Annotated in this window: 16 protein-coding genes; 8 read left to right on the plus strand and 8 right to left on the minus strand. The window is 65.2% G+C overall.

From position 1 onward, the window contains the following. The 7 genes from DPM12_RS21790 to uvrC all read right to left on the minus strand — a co-directional run. Positions 1 to 570 (minus strand): hypothetical protein (locus DPM12_RS21790; protein ID WP_146751945.1); only part of this gene is annotated, 570 nt, incomplete at its 3' end. Between the two features lie 26 nt (positions 571 to 596). Further along, the gene (locus DPM12_RS21795) at positions 597 to 1175 is read right to left on the minus strand and encodes an RNA polymerase sigma factor (protein WP_158543005.1); all 579 of its coding nucleotides are present in this window, start codon (positions 1173 to 1175) and stop codon (positions 597 to 599) included. A 162-nt stretch (positions 1176 to 1337) separates the two neighbouring features. Further along, entirely contained in the window at positions 1338 to 2084 is a 747-nt protein-coding gene (locus DPM12_RS21800; RefSeq protein WP_123788437.1) for a hypothetical protein, read from the minus strand. Then, positions 2081 to 3061 (minus strand): DNA-binding protein WhiA, encoded by a 981-nt coding sequence (whiA, locus tag DPM12_RS21805; RefSeq protein ID WP_112260461.1) that lies wholly within the window; start codon positions 3059 to 3061, stop codon positions 2081 to 2083. The genes DPM12_RS21800 and whiA overlap by 4 nt, the downstream gene beginning before the upstream one ends. After that, complete coding sequence (locus DPM12_RS21810; protein WP_112260462.1) at positions 3052 to 4065, minus strand: gluconeogenesis factor YvcK family protein; 1014 nt, start codon at positions 4063 to 4065, stop codon at positions 3052 to 3054. Before DPM12_RS21810 ends, whiA begins: the two co-directional genes overlap by 10 nt. Then, a complete protein-coding gene (gene rapZ / locus DPM12_RS21815) occupies positions 4062 to 4946 on the minus strand; it encodes an RNase adapter RapZ (RefSeq protein WP_112260463.1) in 885 nt (294 codons plus the stop codon). The genes DPM12_RS21810 and rapZ overlap by 4 nt, the downstream gene beginning before the upstream one ends. Positions 4947 to 5083: 137 nt before the next feature. Continuing rightward, positions 5084 to 7177 carry an excinuclease ABC subunit UvrC gene (gene uvrC / locus DPM12_RS21820; RefSeq protein WP_112260464.1) on the minus strand — a complete coding sequence of 698 codons (2094 nt, stop codon included), beginning with the start codon at positions 7175 to 7177 and terminating at the stop codon, positions 5084 to 5086. Positions 7178 to 7481: 304 nt separating this feature from the next. On the opposite strand from uvrC, the gene DPM12_RS21825 reads away from it, so the two are divergent. The 6 genes from DPM12_RS21825 (at position 7482) to DPM12_RS21850 (ending at position 14624) form a co-directional block, all read left to right on the plus strand. Next, a complete protein-coding gene (locus DPM12_RS21825) occupies positions 7482 to 8204 on the plus strand; it encodes a mechanosensitive ion channel family protein (protein WP_158543006.1) in 723 nt (240 codons plus the stop codon). A 431-nt stretch (positions 8205 to 8635) separates the two neighbouring features. Next, positions 8636 to 9967, plus strand: coding sequence for an ABC transporter substrate-binding protein (locus DPM12_RS21830; RefSeq protein WP_112260466.1), 1332 nt, complete (start codon positions 8636 to 8638; stop codon positions 9965 to 9967). A 185-nt stretch (positions 9968 to 10152) separates the two neighbouring features. Further along, complete coding sequence (locus DPM12_RS21835; RefSeq protein WP_112260480.1) at positions 10153 to 11124, plus strand: carbohydrate ABC transporter permease; 972 nt, start codon at positions 10153 to 10155, stop codon at positions 11122 to 11124. A gap of 13 nt (positions 11125 to 11137) precedes the next feature. Continuing rightward, a complete protein-coding gene (locus tag DPM12_RS21840) occupies positions 11138 to 12064 on the plus strand; it encodes a carbohydrate ABC transporter permease (protein WP_112260467.1) in 927 nt (308 codons plus the stop codon). Beyond that, positions 12061 to 13578 carry a glycoside hydrolase family 1 protein gene (locus tag DPM12_RS21845; RefSeq protein WP_112260468.1) on the plus strand — a complete coding sequence of 506 codons (1518 nt, stop codon included), beginning with the start codon at positions 12061 to 12063 and terminating at the stop codon, positions 13576 to 13578. Before DPM12_RS21840 ends, DPM12_RS21845 begins: the two co-directional genes overlap by 4 nt. Continuing rightward, the gene (locus tag DPM12_RS21850) at positions 13527 to 14624 is read left to right on the plus strand and encodes a LacI family DNA-binding transcriptional regulator (protein ID WP_425467627.1); all 1098 of its coding nucleotides are present in this window, start codon (positions 13527 to 13529) and stop codon (positions 14622 to 14624) included. The genes DPM12_RS21845 and DPM12_RS21850 overlap by 52 nt, the downstream gene beginning before the upstream one ends. A gap of 1648 nt (positions 14625 to 16272) precedes the next feature. Here the strand turns inward: DPM12_RS21850 and uvrA are convergent. Continuing rightward, the gene (gene uvrA / locus DPM12_RS21855) at positions 16273 to 19137 is read right to left on the minus strand and encodes an excinuclease ABC subunit UvrA (protein ID WP_112260470.1); all 2865 of its coding nucleotides are present in this window, start codon (positions 19135 to 19137) and stop codon (positions 16273 to 16275) included. A 126-nt stretch (positions 19138 to 19263) separates the two neighbouring features. Between uvrA and DPM12_RS21860 the strand changes: the two genes are divergently transcribed. Together DPM12_RS21860 and DPM12_RS21865 are read left to right on the plus strand one after the other, a co-directional pair. Then, positions 19264 to 20004 carry a maleylpyruvate isomerase family mycothiol-dependent enzyme gene (locus tag DPM12_RS21860; protein ID WP_211659225.1) on the plus strand — a complete coding sequence of 247 codons (741 nt, stop codon included), beginning with the start codon at positions 19264 to 19266 and terminating at the stop codon, positions 20002 to 20004. Then, positions 20004 to 20660, plus strand: a complete 657-nt coding sequence (locus DPM12_RS21865) for an MBL fold metallo-hydrolase (RefSeq protein WP_112260472.1) — start codon at positions 20004 to 20006, stop codon at positions 20658 to 20660. The genes DPM12_RS21860 and DPM12_RS21865 overlap by 1 nt, the downstream gene beginning before the upstream one ends. Positions 20661 to 20754 lie beyond the last annotated feature (94 nt).

Consider the following 20754-nt stretch of genomic DNA (forward strand, 5'->3'; position numbering starts at 1 on the left):
CTCGCCCGGATCCTCCGGAGCATTACCCCGCTCGCCCGGATCCTCCGGAGCATTACCCCGCTCATCCGGATCCTCCGGAGCATTACCCCGCGAATCCACGGGCTCCGGCTTCTTCGAACCGCTTTCGATAGTGCCCGCACCGACCTGGCGCGCGATGTCTTCGCCGACCTCCATCTGGCTCGTAAACGAGATCGGCGTCATTGCCTCGATGACACTGCGTACGCGATCCGGGATGGGATCGGGCAGCATTCCAGAGGCAGCGACACTCGTTCCGCCTATCACGATCAGCGCACAGCTCGTGGCCGCCTTCACTCGCCAGCTCAATGCGGCCAGCGACGATCGCAGGCGCGCCCCGTTCCCCCGCCGGTGCGCATATGGCAACAGCTCCGCGTCGGGAAATTTCCCGCTCGCCATGCGATCGGCAAGTTCGGCCGACGGCTCGACCGGTGTGTTGGCCACACCCCGGATCGTTTCGACGGTGTCCGTCAAAGCAACCAGCTCGGGACGCACCGACTCACCCCGCAGTATCGCCTCCACGGTGGCGTCATCGAGTGGCTGTAGCGAACGCATGTCACTAACGTGATCGTCGGACGGGCTCACAGGGTTACGCCCTCCCGTGCGATTTTTTCCCTCAGTGCGGTCAAGGCTCGACGCTGGAGGGCTTTGACCGCACCGTTGGACCTTCCCACCACTCCAGCCACCTGTTCGACCGAGAGGTCTGCGACCACGCGCAAGAAGAGCACGTCACGCTGTTCCGCCGTGAGTTCGCTGCACAACTCGTGGACGTGGCGCGAACCGAGCGCATCCAGCGCTTCCTTCTCCGCGTCGCCGCCGAGCCGGTCCAGCACGTCCGCGTCCGAGGTCGGCACCGTGGGCCGGCGCGAGAAGCGTCGACGCTCGTCGGTGAGCCGGCGATGCGCGATCGTGAAGACCCACGAACGAAACTGCTGCTCGGAACCGTCGAACGACGAGAGACCGGCGAAGACCCCCATGAAGACCTCGCTGCACAGATCCTCGGGTTCCGCCGAGCCTTGCAAGCGGATGTATCCGTACACCGCCGGAGCGAGGTCATGGTACAGACGTTCGAATGCCCAGGGCGCGCCTGACCGCGCCGCCTCGAGTACGACGTCGAAATCGTCGCCGATGGACAGCTTGATCCTCCTAGGAGCGCGCACCTTCATTCGCGTAATCGCCAGCCTTGTCCCGCAGGGTACGTGAACCGTCATTTTTTCTTACAGACGTCATGCGCGCCTGACGTCGGCCGCGCACCACCGCGGTGTCCGGCGCCACGTTCGGCAGCGGCGCAGTGTCGAGCGGCAACGATCGACGGTGGCGCGTCAGCCTCCGTCGGTGGACGCCGCCTCCAGTTCCCGGGCTGCCTGGTCGAGGTTACGTTCTAACGTGGCGGCGAGTTCGGCGAACCGGCCACGTACCGTCTGCTCATGGCCGCGGATGTAGAGGAATCCCACGAGATCTTTGACAGGTACCGCCACGATGAGCCCGGAGGTCGTCATGCCGTCGGGATAGGTCCATTCATCGCGCAATGCCACCGCACCCCACGGCAGGGACGCACGGTCCACGTCGGCTTCGTCGAACGTCGCCGTCGCGCCACTCGAGTATTCCGCCGATGGGCAGGTGTGCGGCACGTCGGCGAACGATGCCATCGCCGCCCCGGCGCCACCGTGCTCGTACAACACCACCTCGACCCCCACGAGGTAGCCACCGTCATCCGGATGCGGCCACGCCTCATTGTGCCACCACCGCTGGGAACGAGCCAGGCGCAGCTGGTCCGTCGAATCCGGCTCGCCGTCACAGTACGCCAGGGTCGTCGCGCGCAGTCCCGACTCGCGCTCGTAGGACTCCTTCACCATCAGGTCGAGCCCCTCGCCGCTGAACCGGGCATCGTCGAGGATCCGCTGGATCTCGTCCTGCGACAGGCCGGGTACGACGTCGCCGGCACCCGGCCCCTCGCTTGCCAGGCGGGATGAGCCATCACCACCGTCGTCATCGGTACACGCGGACGTGCCTGCGGAGATCGCCACGATCATGACCATGGCAACACCGAGCCCCGCAAGGCGTCTCACGGTGCGAGCATCTCCGAAGTGACGTTGGCGTCGGTGCCCGGGATTCCCAGCTCGCTCGCCCGGCGGTCAGCCATGGACAGCAGCCTCCGGATTCGACCGGCGACGGCGTCCTTCGTCATCGGCGGATCGGACAGCTGGCCCAGTTCTTCCAGGCTTGCCTGCTTGTGCTTGAGGCGCAGCTCTCCTGCTGCCCGCAAGTGCTCGGGCGCCTCGTCGGCCAGGATCTCCAGAGCCCGCTCTACCCGCGCCCCCGCGGCCACGGCCGCCCGGGCGGAGCGTCGCAGGTTCGCATCGTCGAAGTTGGCCAGCCGATTCGCCGTCGCGCGGACCTCGCGACGCATTCGCCGCTCCTCCCATGCCAGCACGCTGTCATGGGCACCGATCTTCGTCAGGAGCGCGCCGATGGCCTCGCCATCGCGCACCACCACCCGGTCGATGCCGCGGACGTCGCGCGCCTTCACCTGGACGCCGAGCCGGCGCGCCGCCCCGACCAGCGCGAGCGCCGCTTCCGGGCCAGGGCACGTCACCTCCATCGACGACGAACGTCCCGGCTCGGTCAGCGATCCATGGGCCAGGAACGCTCCCCGCCAGGCCGCCTCGGCGTCGCACAGCGCGCCGTTCACCACCTGTGGTGGAAGGCCCCGAACGGGCCGGCCGCTCGCGTCGATCAGCCCGCTCTGGCGAGCCAGGTGTTCCCCGTCCTGCGTCACCCGCACCATGTAACCGGTGCCCCGGCGCAAGCCTCCTGCGGCGACCGTGGCCAGCTCGCTGTCATGTCCGAACACGTCGGCTATGTCGCGTCGCAGCCGGCGGGCAGCGACCCCCGTGTCCAGCTCCGCCTCGATAACGATCTTTCCGCTGACGATGTGCAGACCGCTGCCGAATCTGAGCAACGCCGACACTTCTGCCTTGCGGCAGCACGTCTTGGTGACCTCGAGGCGAGCTAGCTCGTCTTTCACCGATGCTGTCATCGCCATGGCCCGATCCTGCCACGCCCGAGGGTCTGTGCGAATGTCCTCCCCAAGAGTTCGGGGTCATGTCGCGGCGAGCCACCGGGAGCAACGACGTCGGCCACGACCAGTTCGGCGCCCATCTCCCCGGCAATCCGCCGCAAGGTCGGCTCGTCGGGCACCGACCCCTTGTCCGCGATAACCAGATCTATGTCCAGCTCGGGCGCGTAGGCACCGAGGACTTCCAGGTGCATCTCGGGGGTGAAGTTGGTCGTCTCGCCGCCCTCGGGGGTGAGATTCAGCGTCACGGCGCGCCGCGCAGATGTCGACGCGATCGCGTCGCGCAACTCGGGGACGAGCAGGTGGGGTATCACGCTGCTGAACCACGAGCCAGGGCCGAGGACGACCCACTCGGCATCCTCGATCGCGGCCAGCGTCTCGGGACACGACGGCGGATCAGGCGGGCTCAACGACACCGCGATCACGTCACCTTCGACGGTCGCCACCGAGTGCTGCCCCGACACGGTGCGGATTTCGCGCGCCCCGTTCGCCGACCGGCGAGTGCTTCCCACCAGCGCCTCGATGTTCATTGGCACCGACGCCATCGGCAACACACGTCCCTGCGCGCCCAGCAGCCGCGCCACCCAGTCGAGCCCTTCGACCAGGTAGTCACTGCCACGCTCGCCCAGCAAATCCCACAGCGCAACGATCAGCAGGTTTCCAGCCGCGTGATTGTGCAGCTCACCGCCGCCACTGAACCGATGCTGAAGTACCTGCGCCCATGTTCGGCCCCAGTCGTCGTCGCCGCAGAGTGCGGCGAGGGCCATCCGGAGATCACCGGGTGGCAGGACTCCCAGCTCGCGGCGCAAGCGCCCGCTCGAACCGCCGTCGTCGGCGACCGTCACGACCGCCGTGAGCCTGCCCGCCACCCGGCGCAGCGCCGCCAGCGACGCGGCTAGGCCGTGCCCTCCACCGAGGGCGACGACTTTCGGGCCGGCCAACGTGACCGGCGAGTGCGGCCGCGTGGTCATTCACGTCCAAGATCTCGGTGGACGACGAGCGTCTCCACGCTCTGATCACGTAGCCGCGCCGCCAGCGCCTCCCCCATGGCGACGCTGCGGTGCTTTCCGCCGGTACAACCGATACCGATGGTCACGAACCGTTTCCCCTCTCGCAGGTACCCTTCGGACACGACACTGACGAGCTCGCTGTACCGGTCGAGGAACTCCGTAGCGCCCGGTTGGTTCAGCACGTAGTCACTCACGGCGCTCTCCCGTCCGGTCTGGACTTGCAGCTCGGGTATCCAGTGCGGGTTCGGCAGGAATCGCATGTCTGCCACCAGGTCGGCGTCGACTGGAAGACCGTACTTGAAGCCGAAGGATACGACGACCGCCCGCATGCCGATCTCGTCGCCGGCGAACGCCGTGCGGATCCGGGCAGTGAGCTCGTGGATGTTCAGCAACGACGTATCGATCACGAGGTCGGCCGCGACTCGCAGCGAGGCAAGTTCCTGGCGTTCGCGCTCGATCGCTTCCACCACGCGGCCTCCGCCCTGGAGGGGGTGCGGGCGCCGGGCCGACTCGAAGCGGCGCACCAGTACCTCGTCGCTGGCCTCGAGGAACAGCACCGTGGGCGTGACGCCATCCTTCTCCATCTCATCCAGCGCGCCACGCAGCTCGCCGAAGAACACCCCACCGCGGACGTCGACGACGACGGCGAGACGGCGCGATGCCTCGTACTTGCCCACGGTGGAGACGAGGTCCATCAGCAGCGACGGCGGGAGATTGTCGACGACGAACCACCCTTGATCATCCAGCGCGGCACTGGCCGCCGTCTTACCGGCACCGGACATGCCGGTGACGAGCAATACCTCGGGCATGGTTTCCGCCTCTCCCGCACGCGGTTCCGCCATCGTGTCCTCCCCCGTTGTTCCAGATTGGCCCACCTCACCCCCGCCCTCACACTCCGATGATCATCGGCGATTTCATGGCCACATGGGTCAACAGATGTTCATGATCATCGGAGTGTGGGGCGCGGGTGAGGGTGCGGTCATGATGTGCTGTTGTCGATTATCTCGCCCGTCGTCGTGTTCACGGCCGCATCCGAGCGCTGTTCGGCCAGCGTGTCGACGATCGACTGCGCAAGTGCCGGACCGATCCCCTTCACCTGCGCGATCTCCTCCGCACTGGCCGCTCGCACCTTCTTCAACGAACCGAAGTGTGCCAGCAATGCCTTGCGCCGTGTCGGCCCCAGACCCGGCACCTGGTCGAGAACGCTGGCCGTCACCGCCTTCGATCGGCGCTTGCGCTGGAATGTGATCGCAAATCGGTGTGCCTCGTCCCGAATGCGCTGCAGCAAGTACAGGCCCTCGCTGGTACGAGGCAGGATCACCGGATCGTCGGTGTCGGGCAGCCAGACCTCTTCCAGCCGCTTCGCCAACCCGATGACCGCGATGTCCGGCACCCCCGACTCGTCCATCGCCTGCCGGGCCGCATTCACTTGCGGCTGGCCACCGTCGACGACGACGAGGCTAGGAGTGTAGGCGAATTTGCGCACCCGCCCTGTCTCCGGGTCGATGCGCGACGGCCCGCCATTCCCGGCACCGTCGTCACCATTTTCGGCGCCATGTCCGTCGTCACCACGCGCGTCGACATCACGTTCGTTCTCGCCACGCCCGTTCTCGTCGCTTGCCGTCTCCTCCTCGCGTCCCTTCTCGTCGCCGCCCGCACTTTCATCGCCGTGCCCGTTGCTCCGGCGGAAACGCCGGCGAAGCACTTCCCGGATCGCCGCGACGTCGTCCGTGCCGTCCGTTCCGCGAATCGTGAACTTGCGGTACTCGCTCTTGCGTGCGAGACCGTCCTCGAACACCACCATCGAGCCCACAACTTCGGTGCCGGCGAGGTTTGAGATGTCGTAGCACTCGATACGTAGCGGCGGTTCGTCCAGTTCGAGCACCTCCTGGATCTCTTCCAAGGCGCGGTTGCGCGTGGTGAGATCGCTGGCTCGCTTGGATTTGTGCAGCTTCAGTGTCTGCGCGGCGTTGCGCCCCACCGTCTCCAGCAAGGCACGTTTGTCGCCACGCTGGGGTACCCGCAGCTCGACCTTGCGTCCACGCAGTTCGGCCAGGAGCTCTCGCAGCGCCCGGGCTTCCGCGTCGTCGTCGGGTACGGCGGGGACGAGGATCTCGCGGGGGATGGCCTCTCCCCCGGCCTCGCCATACACCTGGAGCAGGAAACGCTCGACGAGTTCACCTGCAGGTGCGTCCTCGGCCTTGTCGGCCACCCAACCGCGCTGTCCACGCACGCGACCACCACGCACGTAGAAGATCTGGATCGCCACCTCCAGAGGATCATCAGCCAGGGCAATGACGTCGGCATCCGTGCCGTCGCCGAGCACGACCGCGTTCGCCTCCATGGCGCGCTCCAGCGCCGCGATGTCGTCTCGCAGGCGTGCCGCACGCTCGAAGTCCAGCTCGGCGGACGCCTCTTTCATCTCGCGCTCGAGCCGCTTGAGGTAGGTGGACGTCTTGCCGTCGAGGAAGGCGACGAGATCATCGACGATGGCGCGGTGCTCCTCGGCACTCACCCGATCGACACAGGGAGCGGAGCACTTACCGATGTAACCAAGCAGGCAGGGGCGGCCGATCTGACGAGATCGATTGAACACACCTTTGGAGCAGCTGCGTACCGGGAAGACGCGAAGCAACTGATCGAGCGTCTCGCGGATGGCCCACGCGTGCGCATAGGGGCCGAAGTAGCGTACACCCCGCTTCTTCGTACCGCGCATCACCAGAGCACGGGGGTACTCCTCGTTCAGCGTGACCGCCAGGTACGGATACGACTTGTCGTCGCGGTAGCGGACGTTGAACCGCGGATCGTACTCCTTGATCCACGAGTATTCGAGCTGCAGCGCCTCGACCTCGGTGCGCACGACGGTCCACTCCACCTTGGCCGCGGTCGTCACCATGGCCAGCGTCCGCGGATGCAACGCCGAGAGGTCCTGGAAGTATGACGACAAGCGAGCACGCAGGCTCTTCGCCTTGCCGACGTAGATCACCCGGCCGTCAGCGTCGCTGAACCGGTAGACGCCGGGTTCGACAGGAATCGACCCGGGTGCGGGACGGTACGTCGAAGGATCAGCCACGCCTCCAACCCTATGATTCGCGACCGACGACGGAGTCGGTCCCGTCCACGCCAACTGGGTAAATCCTTCCGCACCAACCGGTCGTGGCCCGCGGCAGGCACGACTCGCTTCACGTTTCTCATAGTACGCGCAGCGTGAGCTTTGACATTTCTTGATGTCACTCTATGAGTATTCACTCGGTATCGGAGCACATCGGAAAAAAGGGACGTCAATGACACGCCCTTTTCGACAATTGCCATACGCGCAGGCCGCGGTGCGGATACCTTTATTCACACGCCTAATTTCATCGAGAACAGGAGGCGGGATGTACGTCCAAACGGCAGAGTTCGAATTTGTCGACCAACTTGTCACCTCGTTTTCCGAACTGGGCAGGGATATCGGAGAAGCCTTGCCCCGTATCGTCATTGCGCTCCTCATCCTTCTCGTGGGGCACTGGATCGCCAAAGGTATACGGCGCATCCTCACCGCCCTTCTAGAAAAGGTGGGAGCCGGCCGTCTCACCGAAGCGGCGGGAATCGAACCGGTATTGCAGCAAGCAGGCACCTCCGGCGTCCGGCTGGTCGGGCAAGTCCTTTATTTCCTTGTCTTCCTGATCTTCCTCCAAATCGCCGCCGAGGTTCTCGGTATCCGGCAATTGACGCAACTACTCAGTGACCTCATCGCCTACTTGCCGCTCGTGGCCGTCGCACTACTGGTTCTGTTCGTCGCGGCAGCCATCGCCAATTGGGCGGCCGGTGTCGTGCGGCCCTTCGCGGAGAGCCGGAACATGGGATGGGTCGCCACGGCCGTCCGCGTCGGCGTGCTCGTGGTCGGGATTCTCGCCGCGCTCGATACCCTGAACTTCGCGCCATCGGTGACCAGCAAGATCGAGAACACGCTACTGCAGTACCTGCCCGTCGCCGTTCTCCTCGCCGGAGTGATCGCCTTCGGTGTCGGCGGGATCAACACTGCCAAGCAGTGGTGGGCAAAGCTCGCGCCGCGCCCAGATGGCCAGGCACCGGATACGAGCGAACAGCCCCGCGTCTGATCTGACCTCCTCCTCGCGCCGGGCGTACCGATGACGTAGCTGTACGCCCGGCGCTTCGTTGCTGTACGCCCGGCGCTTCGCTGCTGCACGCCCGGCGCTTTGCTGCTGCACACCGGGCACATGACTGCCGCCACGACCGGCACATCGCGTGCAAACGCTCCACCCTGAATCGCCCGTCGTCGAGTGCGAGTAGGCGCCATCATGGTGATACTTTTCGGCACTCCCCCCATGCGAATCGAGCCACGTGCGGTAACTGACGTAACACTTTGGGAACGCTCCCAAGCTCGCTCTTGATTTCCACTGAGATGCGGCCCGAACGTATATGGGAGCGCTCCCGAACCGGGAGGCCGAGCCGCACCACCCCGTAGCCCCGCAGCCCCGCAGCCCCGCAGCCAAGCCAGCCGAGAGCACATACGACCTGGGAGGGTCAGATGAGCGTCCGACCGATTCGAAGAAGCAAGACTCTCGCCATGCTCGGCGCGACCGCCGTGCTGATCGCCGCCTGTGGCGGCGACGACGATACCGAGCCCGCCGAACCAGAAACCGAGGCCGGGGACAACGGCGACGCCGAGCCAATCACCCTCGTGGTCGACGTCTTCGGCGAACAGGGCTTCGGCTACGAGGCCCTGTATGAGGAATACATGGAACAGAATCCCCACGTCACCATCGAGGAACGCGGGGCCGGACTCGGTGTGGGCGACTACAACGATCGGCTGGTGCAACAGATCACCGCTGGTTCCGGCGCCGGTGATGTGGTCGCTCTCGAAGAGGGCACCATCGTGCAGTTCTATGCGCAGCTCGACAAGTTCGTCGACCTCGCCGAGTACGGCGCCGGTGACTTACAAGACAACTTCTTGCCGTGGAAGTGGGAGCAGGGAACACCGGGAGGATTCATTCTCGGACTCGGTACCGACGTCGGCTCGATGGCCATGTGCTACCGCCGCGACCTGTTCGAGGAGGCCGGCCTGCCAACCGATCGCGACGAAGTCTCCGCCATGTGGCCGACCTGGGACGAATACATCGACGTGGGCGGCGAATTCGTCGACGCCGACGTCGACGCCGAGTTCCTTGACGCGGCGACGAACGTCTACAACACCATGCTGATGCAGATCGCCGGAAACAACTCCGGCTACACCTACTACGACACCGAAAACAATCTCGACCTCGACAATCCCGACATCAAAGCCGCGTGGGACATGACCATCGAGATGATCGAGAACGACCTGTCGGCCGGGCTCAACTCCTTCTCGGACGAGTGGAACGCGGGCTTCCAGGGCGCCAGCTTCGCCACAATCGCCTGCCCTGCCTGGATGACCGGTGTCATCGCAGGTGCGGCCGGTGACGAGGCCGAAGGGCTGTGGGACGTCGCCGACGCTCCGGGTGACGGCGGCAACTGGGGCGGCTCCTTCCTTGCGGTTCCCGCCGAGACCGAACACCCGGCCGAGGCCGCCGAGCTGGCGAAATTCCTCACAACACCGGAGGCACACATCGAAGCCTTCGAGGCCCTCGGCAACTTGCCGTCATCGCCCCAGGCACTCGAAGACGACGCGGTCCTCGAGTCGACCAACGAGTACTTCAACGACGCACCGACCGGCGAGATCTTCGGTAGTGGAGCCTTCGACCTGAAGCCGGTCCATCTCGGCCCGCAGAACAACGCGATCCGCACGGCCTTTGAGGATGCGCTGCGCTCCGTGGAGCAGGGTGAACGTTCTCCCGACGAGGCCTGGCAGGCCGCCCGCGATGCCGCTTCCGGCATCGGGTGACAAGCGTCCCTCCAGTCGCGGGCTCGGTCCGGCCTTAGGCCGCAACGGCTGGACCGAGCCCGCACCGGACCGGTGTCCCGGCCGCGAACGTCGCCGGCCTGAACGTCGTCGGCCGCGAACCTCGACGGCCGCGAACGTCGCCGGCCTGAACGACGTCGGCCGTGACCTCTGAAGGAGATGAACTGATGAACCTGCAGGCCAGCGTGGCGCCGCCGGGACAATCCACAGGCACGCCACGCCCGCGACGGGCGCGTCGGCCGTCCTGGGCGCGGCTGGACATGAAGATCTCTCCATACCTCTACGTCGCTCCGTTCTTTATCCTGTTCGCGATCTTCGGGTTGTATCCACTCGGCTACACGGTGTGGATCTCGATGACCGACACATCACCACTATCCGTCGATACGAGCTTCGTCGGGACCGAGAATTTCGTCCGACTGTTCGGCGACACCAGGTTCTGGAACTCGGTCATCAACACGCTCGGCATGTTCGTCGTCGCAACCATCCCCCAGCTGTTGATGGCGCTCATCCTGGCGAACTGGCTGAACCGGCGCCTACGCGCCATCGGATTCTTCCGGATGGCCATCGCCATACCGATCGTCACGTCGACTGCTGTCGTCGCCCTCGTGTTCGGCATGTTCTTCGCCCGCGATTACGGCCTGGCCAACGGCGTACTCGAGCTGTTCGGCTTCGACCGGATCGACTGGCGCTCCAGCACGTGGTCGTCATGGCTGGCCATCTCGTCAATGGTGGACTGGCGCTGGACGGGCTACAACGCACTGATCTATCTCGCCGCGATGCAAGCCATCCCCCGTGACATGTTCGAGGCGGCCGAGATCGACGGAGCGTCCCGGATGCGGCAGTTCTGGCAGATCACGGTGCCTCTGCTCAAGCCGACGATCATATTCACGGTCATCATCTCCACGATCTACGGCCTGCAATTGTTCACCGAGCCACTCATGTTCACCAGCGGATCCGGGGCACTCTCCGGAGGCACAACCGGACAGTTCCAGACCATCACCATGTATCTCGTCCAGGTCATGCGCACGTACAACCAATGGGGTTACGCGGGTGCGATCGCGCTGGTGCTGTTCTTGCTGATCGTGATCATGTCGGCGATCAACTTCTTGCTGATCCGCAGAATCAGTTCGGACCGTTGAGGGGACCCAGACGATGACAGCGCCAACCACCACCCCGCCCTCGACCTCCCCGACGACACCACGCAAGACGGGTGCGCGCCGGGTGCCGCGGGCCACCTCCGGCACGGGAGAACCGGTACTCCGGGCGGGACCGCTGGCCATCGGCGGTCTCATCGTTGCCGCGATCCTCTCGATCTTCCCGCTGTACTGGATGGTTGTGGTCGCGTCGCGCACCAGCGACGCCGCCTACAGCTGGCCTCCGCACTTCCTCCCCGGCGGCAACCTCGGCGAGAACATCCAGCGCGTGCTCGAGAACCCCGATGCCGCGATCCTGCGCGGCTTGATGAACTCGTTCATCGCTTCCGGCACCATCACGATCACGACGGTCTTCTTCGGCGCGCTCGCCGGATTCGCCTTCGCCAAGCTGCGTTTCCGCGGCAAGAACGCGCTACTGCTGTCGATCGTGCTCACCATGATGGTTCCGATCCAGCTGGGCATCGTTCCGCTGTACATCATGATGGACGAGTTCGGCTGGTTGAACGACATCAAGGCAGTGACAGTGCCGTTCCTGATCAGCGGATTCGGGATCTTCCTGATGCGGCAATACAGCATTCAGGCGATACCCGATGAGCTGATCGAAGCCGCGCGTGTCGACGGATGTTCGACCTGGCGAATCTTCTGGAACGTCGCCGCGCCTGCCCTCCGCCCAGCGGCCGGTGTCCTGGGCTTGCTGACCTTCATGCAGTACTGGAACGACTTCTTCTGGCCCTTCATCGTCCTGGCCGACCCGGGCAACCCCACGGTGCAGATCTCACTGCGCACCCTGAACTCGGCATACCACCAGGACCTATCGCAGATCTTCGCTGGCACGGTTATCGCCACCCTGCCACTTGTGATCATCTTCATGTTCTTCTTCCGGCAAATCATCAGCGGAATCATGGAAGGCGCGACCAAAGGATGACCCTCCGTCAACAGACCCCGGCACCGGCTGCCCAGACCAGCAACGCCGACACGTTCCCCGCCGGATTCCGGTGGGGTGTGGCGACCGCTGCTTACCAGATCGAAGGTGCCGCCGCCGAGTACGGCCGGGGGCCGTCGATCTGGGACACGTTCAGCCACACCCCAGGAGCCATCACGGACGGTTCCACCGGCGACGTGGCGTGCGATCACTACCACAGATTCCGCGACGATGTCCGTCTCATGGCCGAGATGGGAATCCGTTCGTACCGCTTCTCGATCTCCTGGCCACGGGTGCAGCCGGACGGCCACGGGCCGGTCAACACCGCCGGTCTCGACTTCTACCGGGAGCTCGTCGACGAGCTCCTCGCACACGACATCGAGCCATGGCCGACGCTGTACCACTGGGACCTACCCCAGCCCTTGGAAGACGCCGGCGGCTGGCCGAACCGGGACACGGCACCCCGGTTCGCCGAGTACGCCGCGATCGTCCATGACGCGCTCGGCGACCGGATCGGGCACTGGACGACGCTCAACGAGCCGTGGTGTTCGGCCTTCCTCGGTTACGGCGCCGGCGAACACGCGCCCGGACGGCGTGACGGCCTTTCCGCCGTCCGGGCAGCACACCACCTGATGCTCGCCCACGGCCAGGCATGCGAGGTGATACGGGCGGCGAACAGCCAGGTCAAACTCGGCGTCACGCTGAACCTGTACGCTGTCTCCCCGGCGAGCGCCGCTCCAGCCGACGCCGACGCCGTACGCCGCATCGATGGCCTGGCCAACCGCATCTTCCTCGATCCGATCCTGCGCGGCGAATACCCGGCCGACGTCCTGGACGACCTGAGCCCTCTGACGAGCTTCGAGCATTTACACGACGACGACCTCGGCATCATCTCGGCGCCCTTGTCGTTCCTCGGCATCAACTACTACAGCCGATATGTCGTGGCCGCGCCAGAATCCGGCGACGGTGCACGGCCCAGCGAAAATGCGCGGTCCAGCGGTGATACGTCGCCCTCCAGCGACGGCGGGGCACCTGACAACACAACGATGTCGCCCGATGAAGCGAGCGCTTCCGCGTGGCCAGGTAGCGAGACGGTCCGATTCGTCGAACGCGACGTTCCGGTGACCGCCATGGGCTGGGAGATCGACCCCGTGGGACTCGCCGAGACCCTGGTACGGGTGCACCGCGAATACACGACACTCCCGCTGTACGTGACCGAGAACGGAGCTGCCTTCGACGATGTGGCTGACGACCACGGGACCGTCGACGATCCCGAACGGATCGCCTTCATCGACGCCCACCTAAGGGCCTGCCACGACGCGATCGATGAGGGGGTGCCTCTGCGCGGGTATTTCGCATGGACGTTCATGGACAACTTCGAGTGGGCCCACGGATATACGAAGCGCTTCGGACTGGTCCGAGTCGACTTCTCCGATCAGCGGCGGATACCGAAGTCGAGCGCGGAATGGTACGCGGGAGTCATCCAGCGCAATGGACTCCCCATAATGGGCTCGTGACCACTAAGAAGTCGCCATCGGCAGATGCGCGCCCCACACTGGATGAGGTAGCCGAGTACGCCGGGGTTGGCCGCGGGACCGTCTCACGGGTGATCAACGGATCTTCGCAGGTCAGCCCGAAGGCACGGGAAGCCGTCGAACGAGCCGTCGCCGAGCTCGGATACGTTCCCAACCTGGCCGCCCGGTCACTCGTGACCCGGCGTACCAACGCGGTGGCACTCGTCGTGTCCGAAAGCCAGGAACGGGTCTTCGGTGAACCGTTCTTCGCGGGCATCGTGCGGGGCATCAGCTCCGGTTTGATCGACACTCAGATACAGCTATGGCTGGCGATGGCCCAGTCACGCGCCGAACGCCAGCGGGTAGAAAGTCATCTGACCACGCAGCACGTCGACGGAGTTATGTTGCTCTCGCTGCACGACGATGATCCATTGCCCGCCCTGGTCGAGCGGCGTGGCCTGCCGCTCGTGCTGGGTGGCCGGCCGGCCCGCCTGACCAGGCCCGGCGCCTCGGTCGAGTGGTTCGTTGACGTGGACAACATCGGCGGCGCACGACGTGCCGTCGAGCATCTGTACCGCTCCGGGAGGCAAGTTATCGCCACGATCACCGGGCCCCAGGACATGGGTGGTGGCCTGGAGCGACTCTCCGGATACCAGCAGGCGTGCGAAGAGCACGATCTGTCCTGTGACGCCGACCTGATCGCCTACGGCGACTTCAGCTACGACAGTGGCATGGCCGCCATGCGGCAACTACTGGAGCGCCGTCCCGACATCGACGGTGTGTTCGCCGCTGCGGATCTCATGGCGGCGGGCGCCTTACGCGTCCTGCGTGAGCACGGACGACGGGTTCCCGAGGACGTCGCTGTGGTCGGCTTCGATGACTCGAGTCTGGCCCGCCAGACGGATCCGAGCCTGACCACCGTGCGCCAGCCGATCGATGAGATGGGCCGCGCCATGGCGCGGCTCCTCGTAACCCGCATTTCGGACGAGGAGCCGGCGCAGCCACACGCGGTTCTCGATACCGACCTGGTCATCCGCGAATCCGCCTGAGCCGGCCTCCACCTCCGTCCTTGCCCGAAGGTCCGTTCCCCGTCCACAGCCGGTAGGCCCGCTCCGTCTACGCCGGAGACCTACTCCCCGTTCTCACCCCCGGAGACCCGCTCCCCATCCATACCGGTCGGCTCCACTCCCTCCACGTACCTGCGAGACCCGCTCGCCTCCACGTACCCCCGAGACCCGCTCCCCGTCCCCGGAAGACCCGCTCTCCTTCCTACGCCGAAGACGCGCTGCGTGCTCGGTCAAACCCGTGGGCTTGCGACGCCGAGCACCCGCGCCATGCACGCCGAGCACCCGCGCCGTGCACGGCGAGCCCACATGCCATGCACGCTCAATCCACCCCGGAAAGCGCTTACCACGATCGCCGCACGTGGTTTCAGCGTGCACGGCCCATCAGCAAAGACCTCAGAGCCACTCCAGGGGTGTCTTCGTTGATCGAACCCGCCCGGTTAACCGCGAGCCCATCCGACCGTCCGCGAGTCCGTCCGGTCGTCCGCAAGGTCGGCGGAGACCGGAGCCTGCTGTGAGCGGGAAAGGGCACGCATCGGACGGCCACCCCGAACCGGACTTTCGCACCACGGCTCGGTCACCCGGAACCGGGATTTCACGGTATGGGCGTGCGACCTGGTGAATTGTCCACTAACGGCTGGGGCTTCCTTCGTTGCGGAGATCAGAGCTTGCTCTGATCAGCTGAGGGGACGGTCTCTTCATCAGAGCTTGCTCTGATGAAGAGACCGTCCCCCGCAGCCCACTGGCCGGACATAGTGAGTCCCAGTCAGCCCGTTGGGCTTGCGACGCCGAGCGCCCGCACCATACATGCCGAGCACCCGTGCCGTGCACGCTGAGCCCTACGTGCCGTGCACGGCGAGCCCACATGCCATGCACGCTCAATCCACCCCGGAAGGCGCTTACCACCATCGCTGCACGTGGTTTCAGCGTGCACGGCAGTCCAAAAGGGTGCGCGCCACAACGTTTACGTGCCAGCCAACGGCGCACGCCACAACGGCCAGGCACGAAACCGCGAGCACACGAGAGTCAGACGGCAACGGCGCACGCCACAACGGCCAGGCGCCAAATCGCTTGCGCACAACAGTCAGACGCTTACCGCACGCACACGTGGGCCAACGGCAACGGCACGCGCACGAGAGTCAAATCGCAACGGCGTGCGCCCAACAGCCAGACGGGTTCCGTGCGCACGACGGTCAGACGCTTACCGCGCGCACGACGGCCAGGCGCCAACCACGCGCACGATGGACCGCGCGCACAAGAACGGTCCGGTCCAACCGCGAGGACGGACATCGCCAATTCCGACACGCCGCCTTACAGACGCGGCCGGGTGGCGACGCACAGAGCCACCAAGGACGTCCGAGAGTGGCATGGAAATACGAATCCAGCAGATGTGGTGAAACCTCGAGAAGGAAGCTACTCCTCCAGGGAGGGCATCGTGAGGTGTGACGCCACCCAGCGGTGAAGAGGTGTGACGCTATTCAGCGGTGAGCACGAGGGAACGGCAACTCACGACAGCTAAACGCCGCAAGCGATGACAGCAGCATTCTGAGACAGGAGCCGCCAACCGAGGCAGGAGCCACCACGGATGGGGCGCCACCACCGATGGCGGGCTCCTTCGCTGGCCCGGATTGTGTCAGGGCGCAAGTAGCGGTTGGAGAAAGCGCCCCGTATGCGAGTCCTCCATCTGCGTAACCTGTTCAGGAGTTCCGGTCGCCACCACGGTGCCGCCGCCGGTGCCACCTTCTGGTCCCATGTCGATGATCCAGTCAGCGGTCTTGATGACATCGAGGTTGTGCTCGATGATCACCAGGGTGTTGCCCTTGTCGACCAGGCCCTGCAGCACACCGATAAGCCTGCGGATGTCTTCGAAGTGCAGGCCCGTGGTGGGCTCGTCAAGAACGTAGAACGTACGCCCGGTCGATCGCTTCTGTAGCTCGGAGGCGAGCTTGACTCGCTGGGCCTCTCCCCCGGACAGCGTGGGTGCTGGCTGGCCCAGCCGGACATAGCCGAGCCCGACATCGACCAGCGTCCGCAGGTGCCGCGAGATCCGCTGGATGGGTTCGAAGAACTCGACCGCTTCTTCAATCGGCATCTCCAGCACCTCGGAGATGGTCTTGCCCTTGTAACGCACCTCGAGGGTCTCGCGGTTGTAGCGGGCACCGTGGCAGACCTCGCACGGCACGAAGACGTCCGGAAGGAAATTCATCTCGATCTTGATGGTTCCGTCACCGCTGCACGCCTCGCAGCGGCCACCCTTGACGTTGAACGAGAACCGCCCTGGCTGGTAGCCGCGTACCTTGGCTTCCTGCGTGTCGGCGAAGAGCTTGCGGATGTGATCGAAGACACCCGTGTACGTCGCGGGATTGCTGCGTGGCGTACGCCCGATGGGCGACTGATCGACATGAACGACCTTGTCGATCAGGCCCAGCCCGTCGATCCGACGGTGCCGGCCCGGAACGGCCTTCGATCCGTAGATCTCCTTGGACATGGCGGTGTAGAGGATGTCGTTCACCAGCGTCGACTTTCCCGACCCGCTCACACCCGTGACAGCGATGAAGCACCCGAGCGGAAAGGAAACGTTGATGTTCTGCAGATTGTGCTCCCGCGCACCGACCACCGTGATCGAGCGGTCATCTCGCGCCGGCCGCCGCACGGGCGGAACCTCGATCTCCCGCCGACGGGATAGGTAGTCACCCGTGATGGAGCTCTCGTGTTCCTCCAACTGGTCGACGGGGCCGCTGTGCACGATCTGCCCGCCGTGCTCCCCGGCGCCGGGGCCGATGTCGACCACCCAATCTGCAGTACGGATCGTGTCTTCGTCGTGCTCCACCACGATCAGCGTGTTGCCAAGATTCCGCAGCCGGACCAGCGTCTCGAGTAGCCGGTGGTTATCCCGTTGATGCAGCCCGATCGACGGCTCGTCGAGTACGTACAGTACGCCGACCAGGCCGGAACCAATCTGCGTCGCCAGACGAATGCGCTGCGCCTCGCCACCGGCCAAGGTGCCAGCCGCACGATCCAGGCTGAGGTAGTGCAATCCCACGTCCAACAGGAACTGCAACCGCTCATTGACTTCCTTGAGCACCCGGGCGGCGATCTGCCGTTCCCGCTCGGTCAGTTCGAGCTCCCGCAGGAATCTTGCGCACTCCCCGATCGGCATGGCCGCCAGCTCGGCGATGCTCAGGCCACCTAGCGTCACCGCCAAGACCACCGGCTTGAGCCGGGCACCCTTGCACGCCGGACACGGAACTTCACGCATGAAGCCTTCGAATCGTTCCCGGCTGGAATCCGACTCGGCGTCGGCATAGCGACGCTGGACCCACGGGATCACGCCTTCGAAGTAGGTGTAGTACGAACGAACCCGGCCATAGCGATTCTGGTAACGCACGTGGATCTGCTCGTCGTAGCCGCGCAACACGGCGTCGCGCGCCTTCTTCGGCAGTGTCTCGAACGGGACATCCGTGCGGAACCCGATGCTCTCGGACAATGCCGTGACCAGACGCCCGAAATACTCCGCCGAGTGGGCTGGAGCCCATGGCGCCAGGGCGCCATCATCCAGCGTGCGGGACGGATCGGGAACGACCAGTTCCTCGTCCACCTCCATCCGAGTTCCGATACCGGTGCATTCCGGGCACGCGCCGAACGGTGAGTTGAACGAGAACGAGCGGGGCTCCAGCTCTTCGAACGACAGGTCATCATATGGGCAGTACAGATGCTCGGAATAGACCTTCTCGCGCTGCGGGTCGTCTTCGGGAAGGTCGACGAAATCGAGCGTGACCAGACCACCCGAAAGCCCGAGAGCCGTCTCGATCGAGTCGGTCAACCGGCGCACCGCAGACGGCTTGACCGTCAACCGGTCGACCACCACCTCGATCGTGTGTTTTTCCTGTTTCTTGAGCTTCGGCACGTCGGTGAGCTGGTAGACGGTGCCGTCGACGCGGGCGCGCGCGTAGCCCTGCGACTGCAACGTGCGAAAGAGATCGACGTATTCTCCCTTGCGCTCCCGCACCACCGGCGCCAGAACCTGAAACCTCGTTCCTTCCTCGAGCTCGTGCACCCGATCGACGATGGACTGTGGTGTTTGCCGCCCGATGGGACGGCGGCATTCCGGGCAGTGCGGCCGACCCGCCCGCGAGTACAGCAACCGGAGGTAATCGTGGACCTCCGTGATGGTCCCCACCGTAGATCGCGGGTTACGCGACGTGGATTTCTGGTCGATCGACACGGCCGGCGAGAGACCCTCGATGAAGTCGACATCCGGCTTGTCCATCTGACCGAGGAACTGACGTGCGTAGGCGGACAACGACTCCACGTATCGGCGCTGCCCCTCGGCGAAGATCGTGTCGAAGGCCAGGCTGGATTTACCCGAACCAGACAGCCCGGTGAAGACGATCAGCGAGTCTCGTGGCAGGTCCAGCGAGACATCCTTGAGGTTATGTTCGCGTGCTCCTCGCACGACGAGGCGATCACCCGAGTATGTGGTACTCCGTTCGGTCATCTGCAGCCCGGTTCTCCGATCCAGCCAGTATGGATATTCGCGTGTATCAGGCGTACTCATCGCATCGTAAACGCCGGCACCGACAAAGTTGGCCTCCGCGACGTCGGCCCAGGTACATTCAAGACCGTGCCTGCCACGTCTTCCAAGAATGCCGAGGCCGAGGGAGAGTCCGCCGGCCCGGTCACCGCTGCCACCGACCGGCTGCTCGCGACCACGAGCACGTTCGATGCCGAGGCACTGACCGCATCTAGCTTATGTGCTGGCTGGACACGTGCACACGTGCTCGCGCATCTGGCGCGCAATGCCGACGCGTTGACCAACCTGCTGACCTGGGCGCGCACCGGTACCGAGAACTTCATGTACCCCAGCAAGGAGCAGCGCGATGCGGACATCGAGACAGGTGCGTCACAACCACTCGACGATCTGATCGACGATCTCAAGAGGGCGTCGGACCGGTTCGCCTCGGCCGTCACCGAGCTCCCGGCTGCCGCGTGGCAACAGGAGGTGCGGATGGGGCCGGGAGGATCCGGCCCGACGATCCCCGCGCGCCGGACACTCTGGGCACGGTTACAGGAGCTCGAGGTACACCATGTCGACCTCGACGCCGGCTACGCACCGGACGACTGGCCCGACATGTTCGTCCGGCGAGCCCTCGCCGAGACGATCCGCGGGTTCGGCCAGCGCGACGACGTGCCGGACGTCACGCTGGCCATCGACGGGACGACGGCGCGCATCGGCAACGGCGGCCACGTCACGGTCAAAGGACCCCCTCGCCAGATTCTCGCGTGGTTGATCGGGCGCTCATCCGGCGAGCGTCTCGAGACCACGCCCGCACAGCCCTTGCCTCGCCTTCCCCAGTGGAAATGATGAGCTACACCGGACATGTCGACCCGGGTGGAACGCCTGCAGTCCACGAGCTGAGCCACCTGATCGTCACCAAACTCTCGGTCGGTGGTAGCTGGAACAACAACGCTTACGTGCTGCGCTGTCGCGAAACCGGCGAGGAAGTTCTCGTCGACGCCGCCGACGAGCCCGAGCGGATCCTCGCCGTCTGCGGTGAGGGCCCCCTGACAACGATCGTCACCACCCACCGGCATCGCGACCACTGGCGCGCGCTCGCCGACGTCGTCGCCGCGACGAATGCCGAAACCGTCGCTCACGTCGACGACGCGCCCGCCATCCCGGTCCCCACCTCCCGGAACGTACGCGACGGCGACCTGCTCCGGTTCGGCCGATGCGAACTGGAAGTGATCCACCTCGTCGGGCACACCCCCGGCAGCATCGCGCTGTTGTACGACGATCCGAAGGGATCACCGCACTTGTGGACTGGTGACTCCCTGTTCCCAGGCGGAGTAGGCAAGACCGCGTCACCCGCCGACTTCGCCTCACTCATCGACGACGTCGAGCGCAAGCTCTTCGAACGCCTCCCGGACGAGACATGGGTGTATCCGGGACACGGGGACGACACCACGCTCGGCCGGGAACGGCCGCAGCTCGGGGAATGGCGCCGTCGAGGCTGGTAGAGAGCTGATGGCGTCCGGACGGTGCCCCTGCCGACGTGCACTGAAAGGCGCCACCTGTCACCGGCGCTGGAACCCGCGTCAACCGGCGCTGAGC

Origin of the sequence: Phytoactinopolyspora halophila (genome assembly GCF_003287285.1) — a bacterium.
Classification (GTDB): domain Bacteria; phylum Actinomycetota; class Actinomycetes; order Jiangellales; family Jiangellaceae; genus Phytoactinopolyspora_A; species Phytoactinopolyspora_A halophila.

Excerpts from the sequence above, each read along its gene's own strand:
- whiA (WP_112260461.1), bottom strand. The coding sequence starts at position 3,061 with ATGGCGATGACAGCATCGGTGAAAGACGAGCTAGCTCGCCTCGAGGTC.
- DPM12_RS21810 (WP_112260462.1), bottom strand. The coding sequence starts at position 4,065 with ATGACCACGCGGCCGCACTCGCCGGTCACGTTGGCCGGCCCGAAAGTC.
- rapZ (WP_112260463.1), bottom strand. The coding sequence starts at position 4,946 with ATGGCGGAACCGCGTGCGGGAGAGGCGGAAACCATGCCCGAGGTATTG.
- DPM12_RS21825 (WP_158543006.1), top strand. The coding sequence starts at position 7,482 with ATGTACGTCCAAACGGCAGAGTTCGAATTTGTCGACCAACTTGTCACC.
- DPM12_RS21830 (WP_112260466.1), top strand. The coding sequence starts at position 8,636 with ATGAGCGTCCGACCGATTCGAAGAAGCAAGACTCTCGCCATGCTCGGC.
- DPM12_RS21835 (WP_112260480.1), top strand. The coding sequence starts at position 10,153 with ATGAACCTGCAGGCCAGCGTGGCGCCGCCGGGACAATCCACAGGCACG.
- DPM12_RS21840 (WP_112260467.1), top strand. The coding sequence starts at position 11,138 with ATGACAGCGCCAACCACCACCCCGCCCTCGACCTCCCCGACGACACCA.
- DPM12_RS21845 (WP_112260468.1), top strand. The coding sequence starts at position 12,061 with ATGACCCTCCGTCAACAGACCCCGGCACCGGCTGCCCAGACCAGCAAC.
- DPM12_RS21850 (WP_425467627.1), top strand. The coding sequence starts at position 13,527 with ATGGTACGCGGGAGTCATCCAGCGCAATGGACTCCCCATAATGGGCTC.
- uvrA (WP_112260470.1), bottom strand. The coding sequence starts at position 19,137 with ATGACCGAACGGAGTACCACATACTCGGGTGATCGCCTCGTCGTGCGA.
- DPM12_RS21865 (WP_112260472.1), top strand. The coding sequence starts at position 20,004 with ATGAGCTACACCGGACATGTCGACCCGGGTGGAACGCCTGCAGTCCAC.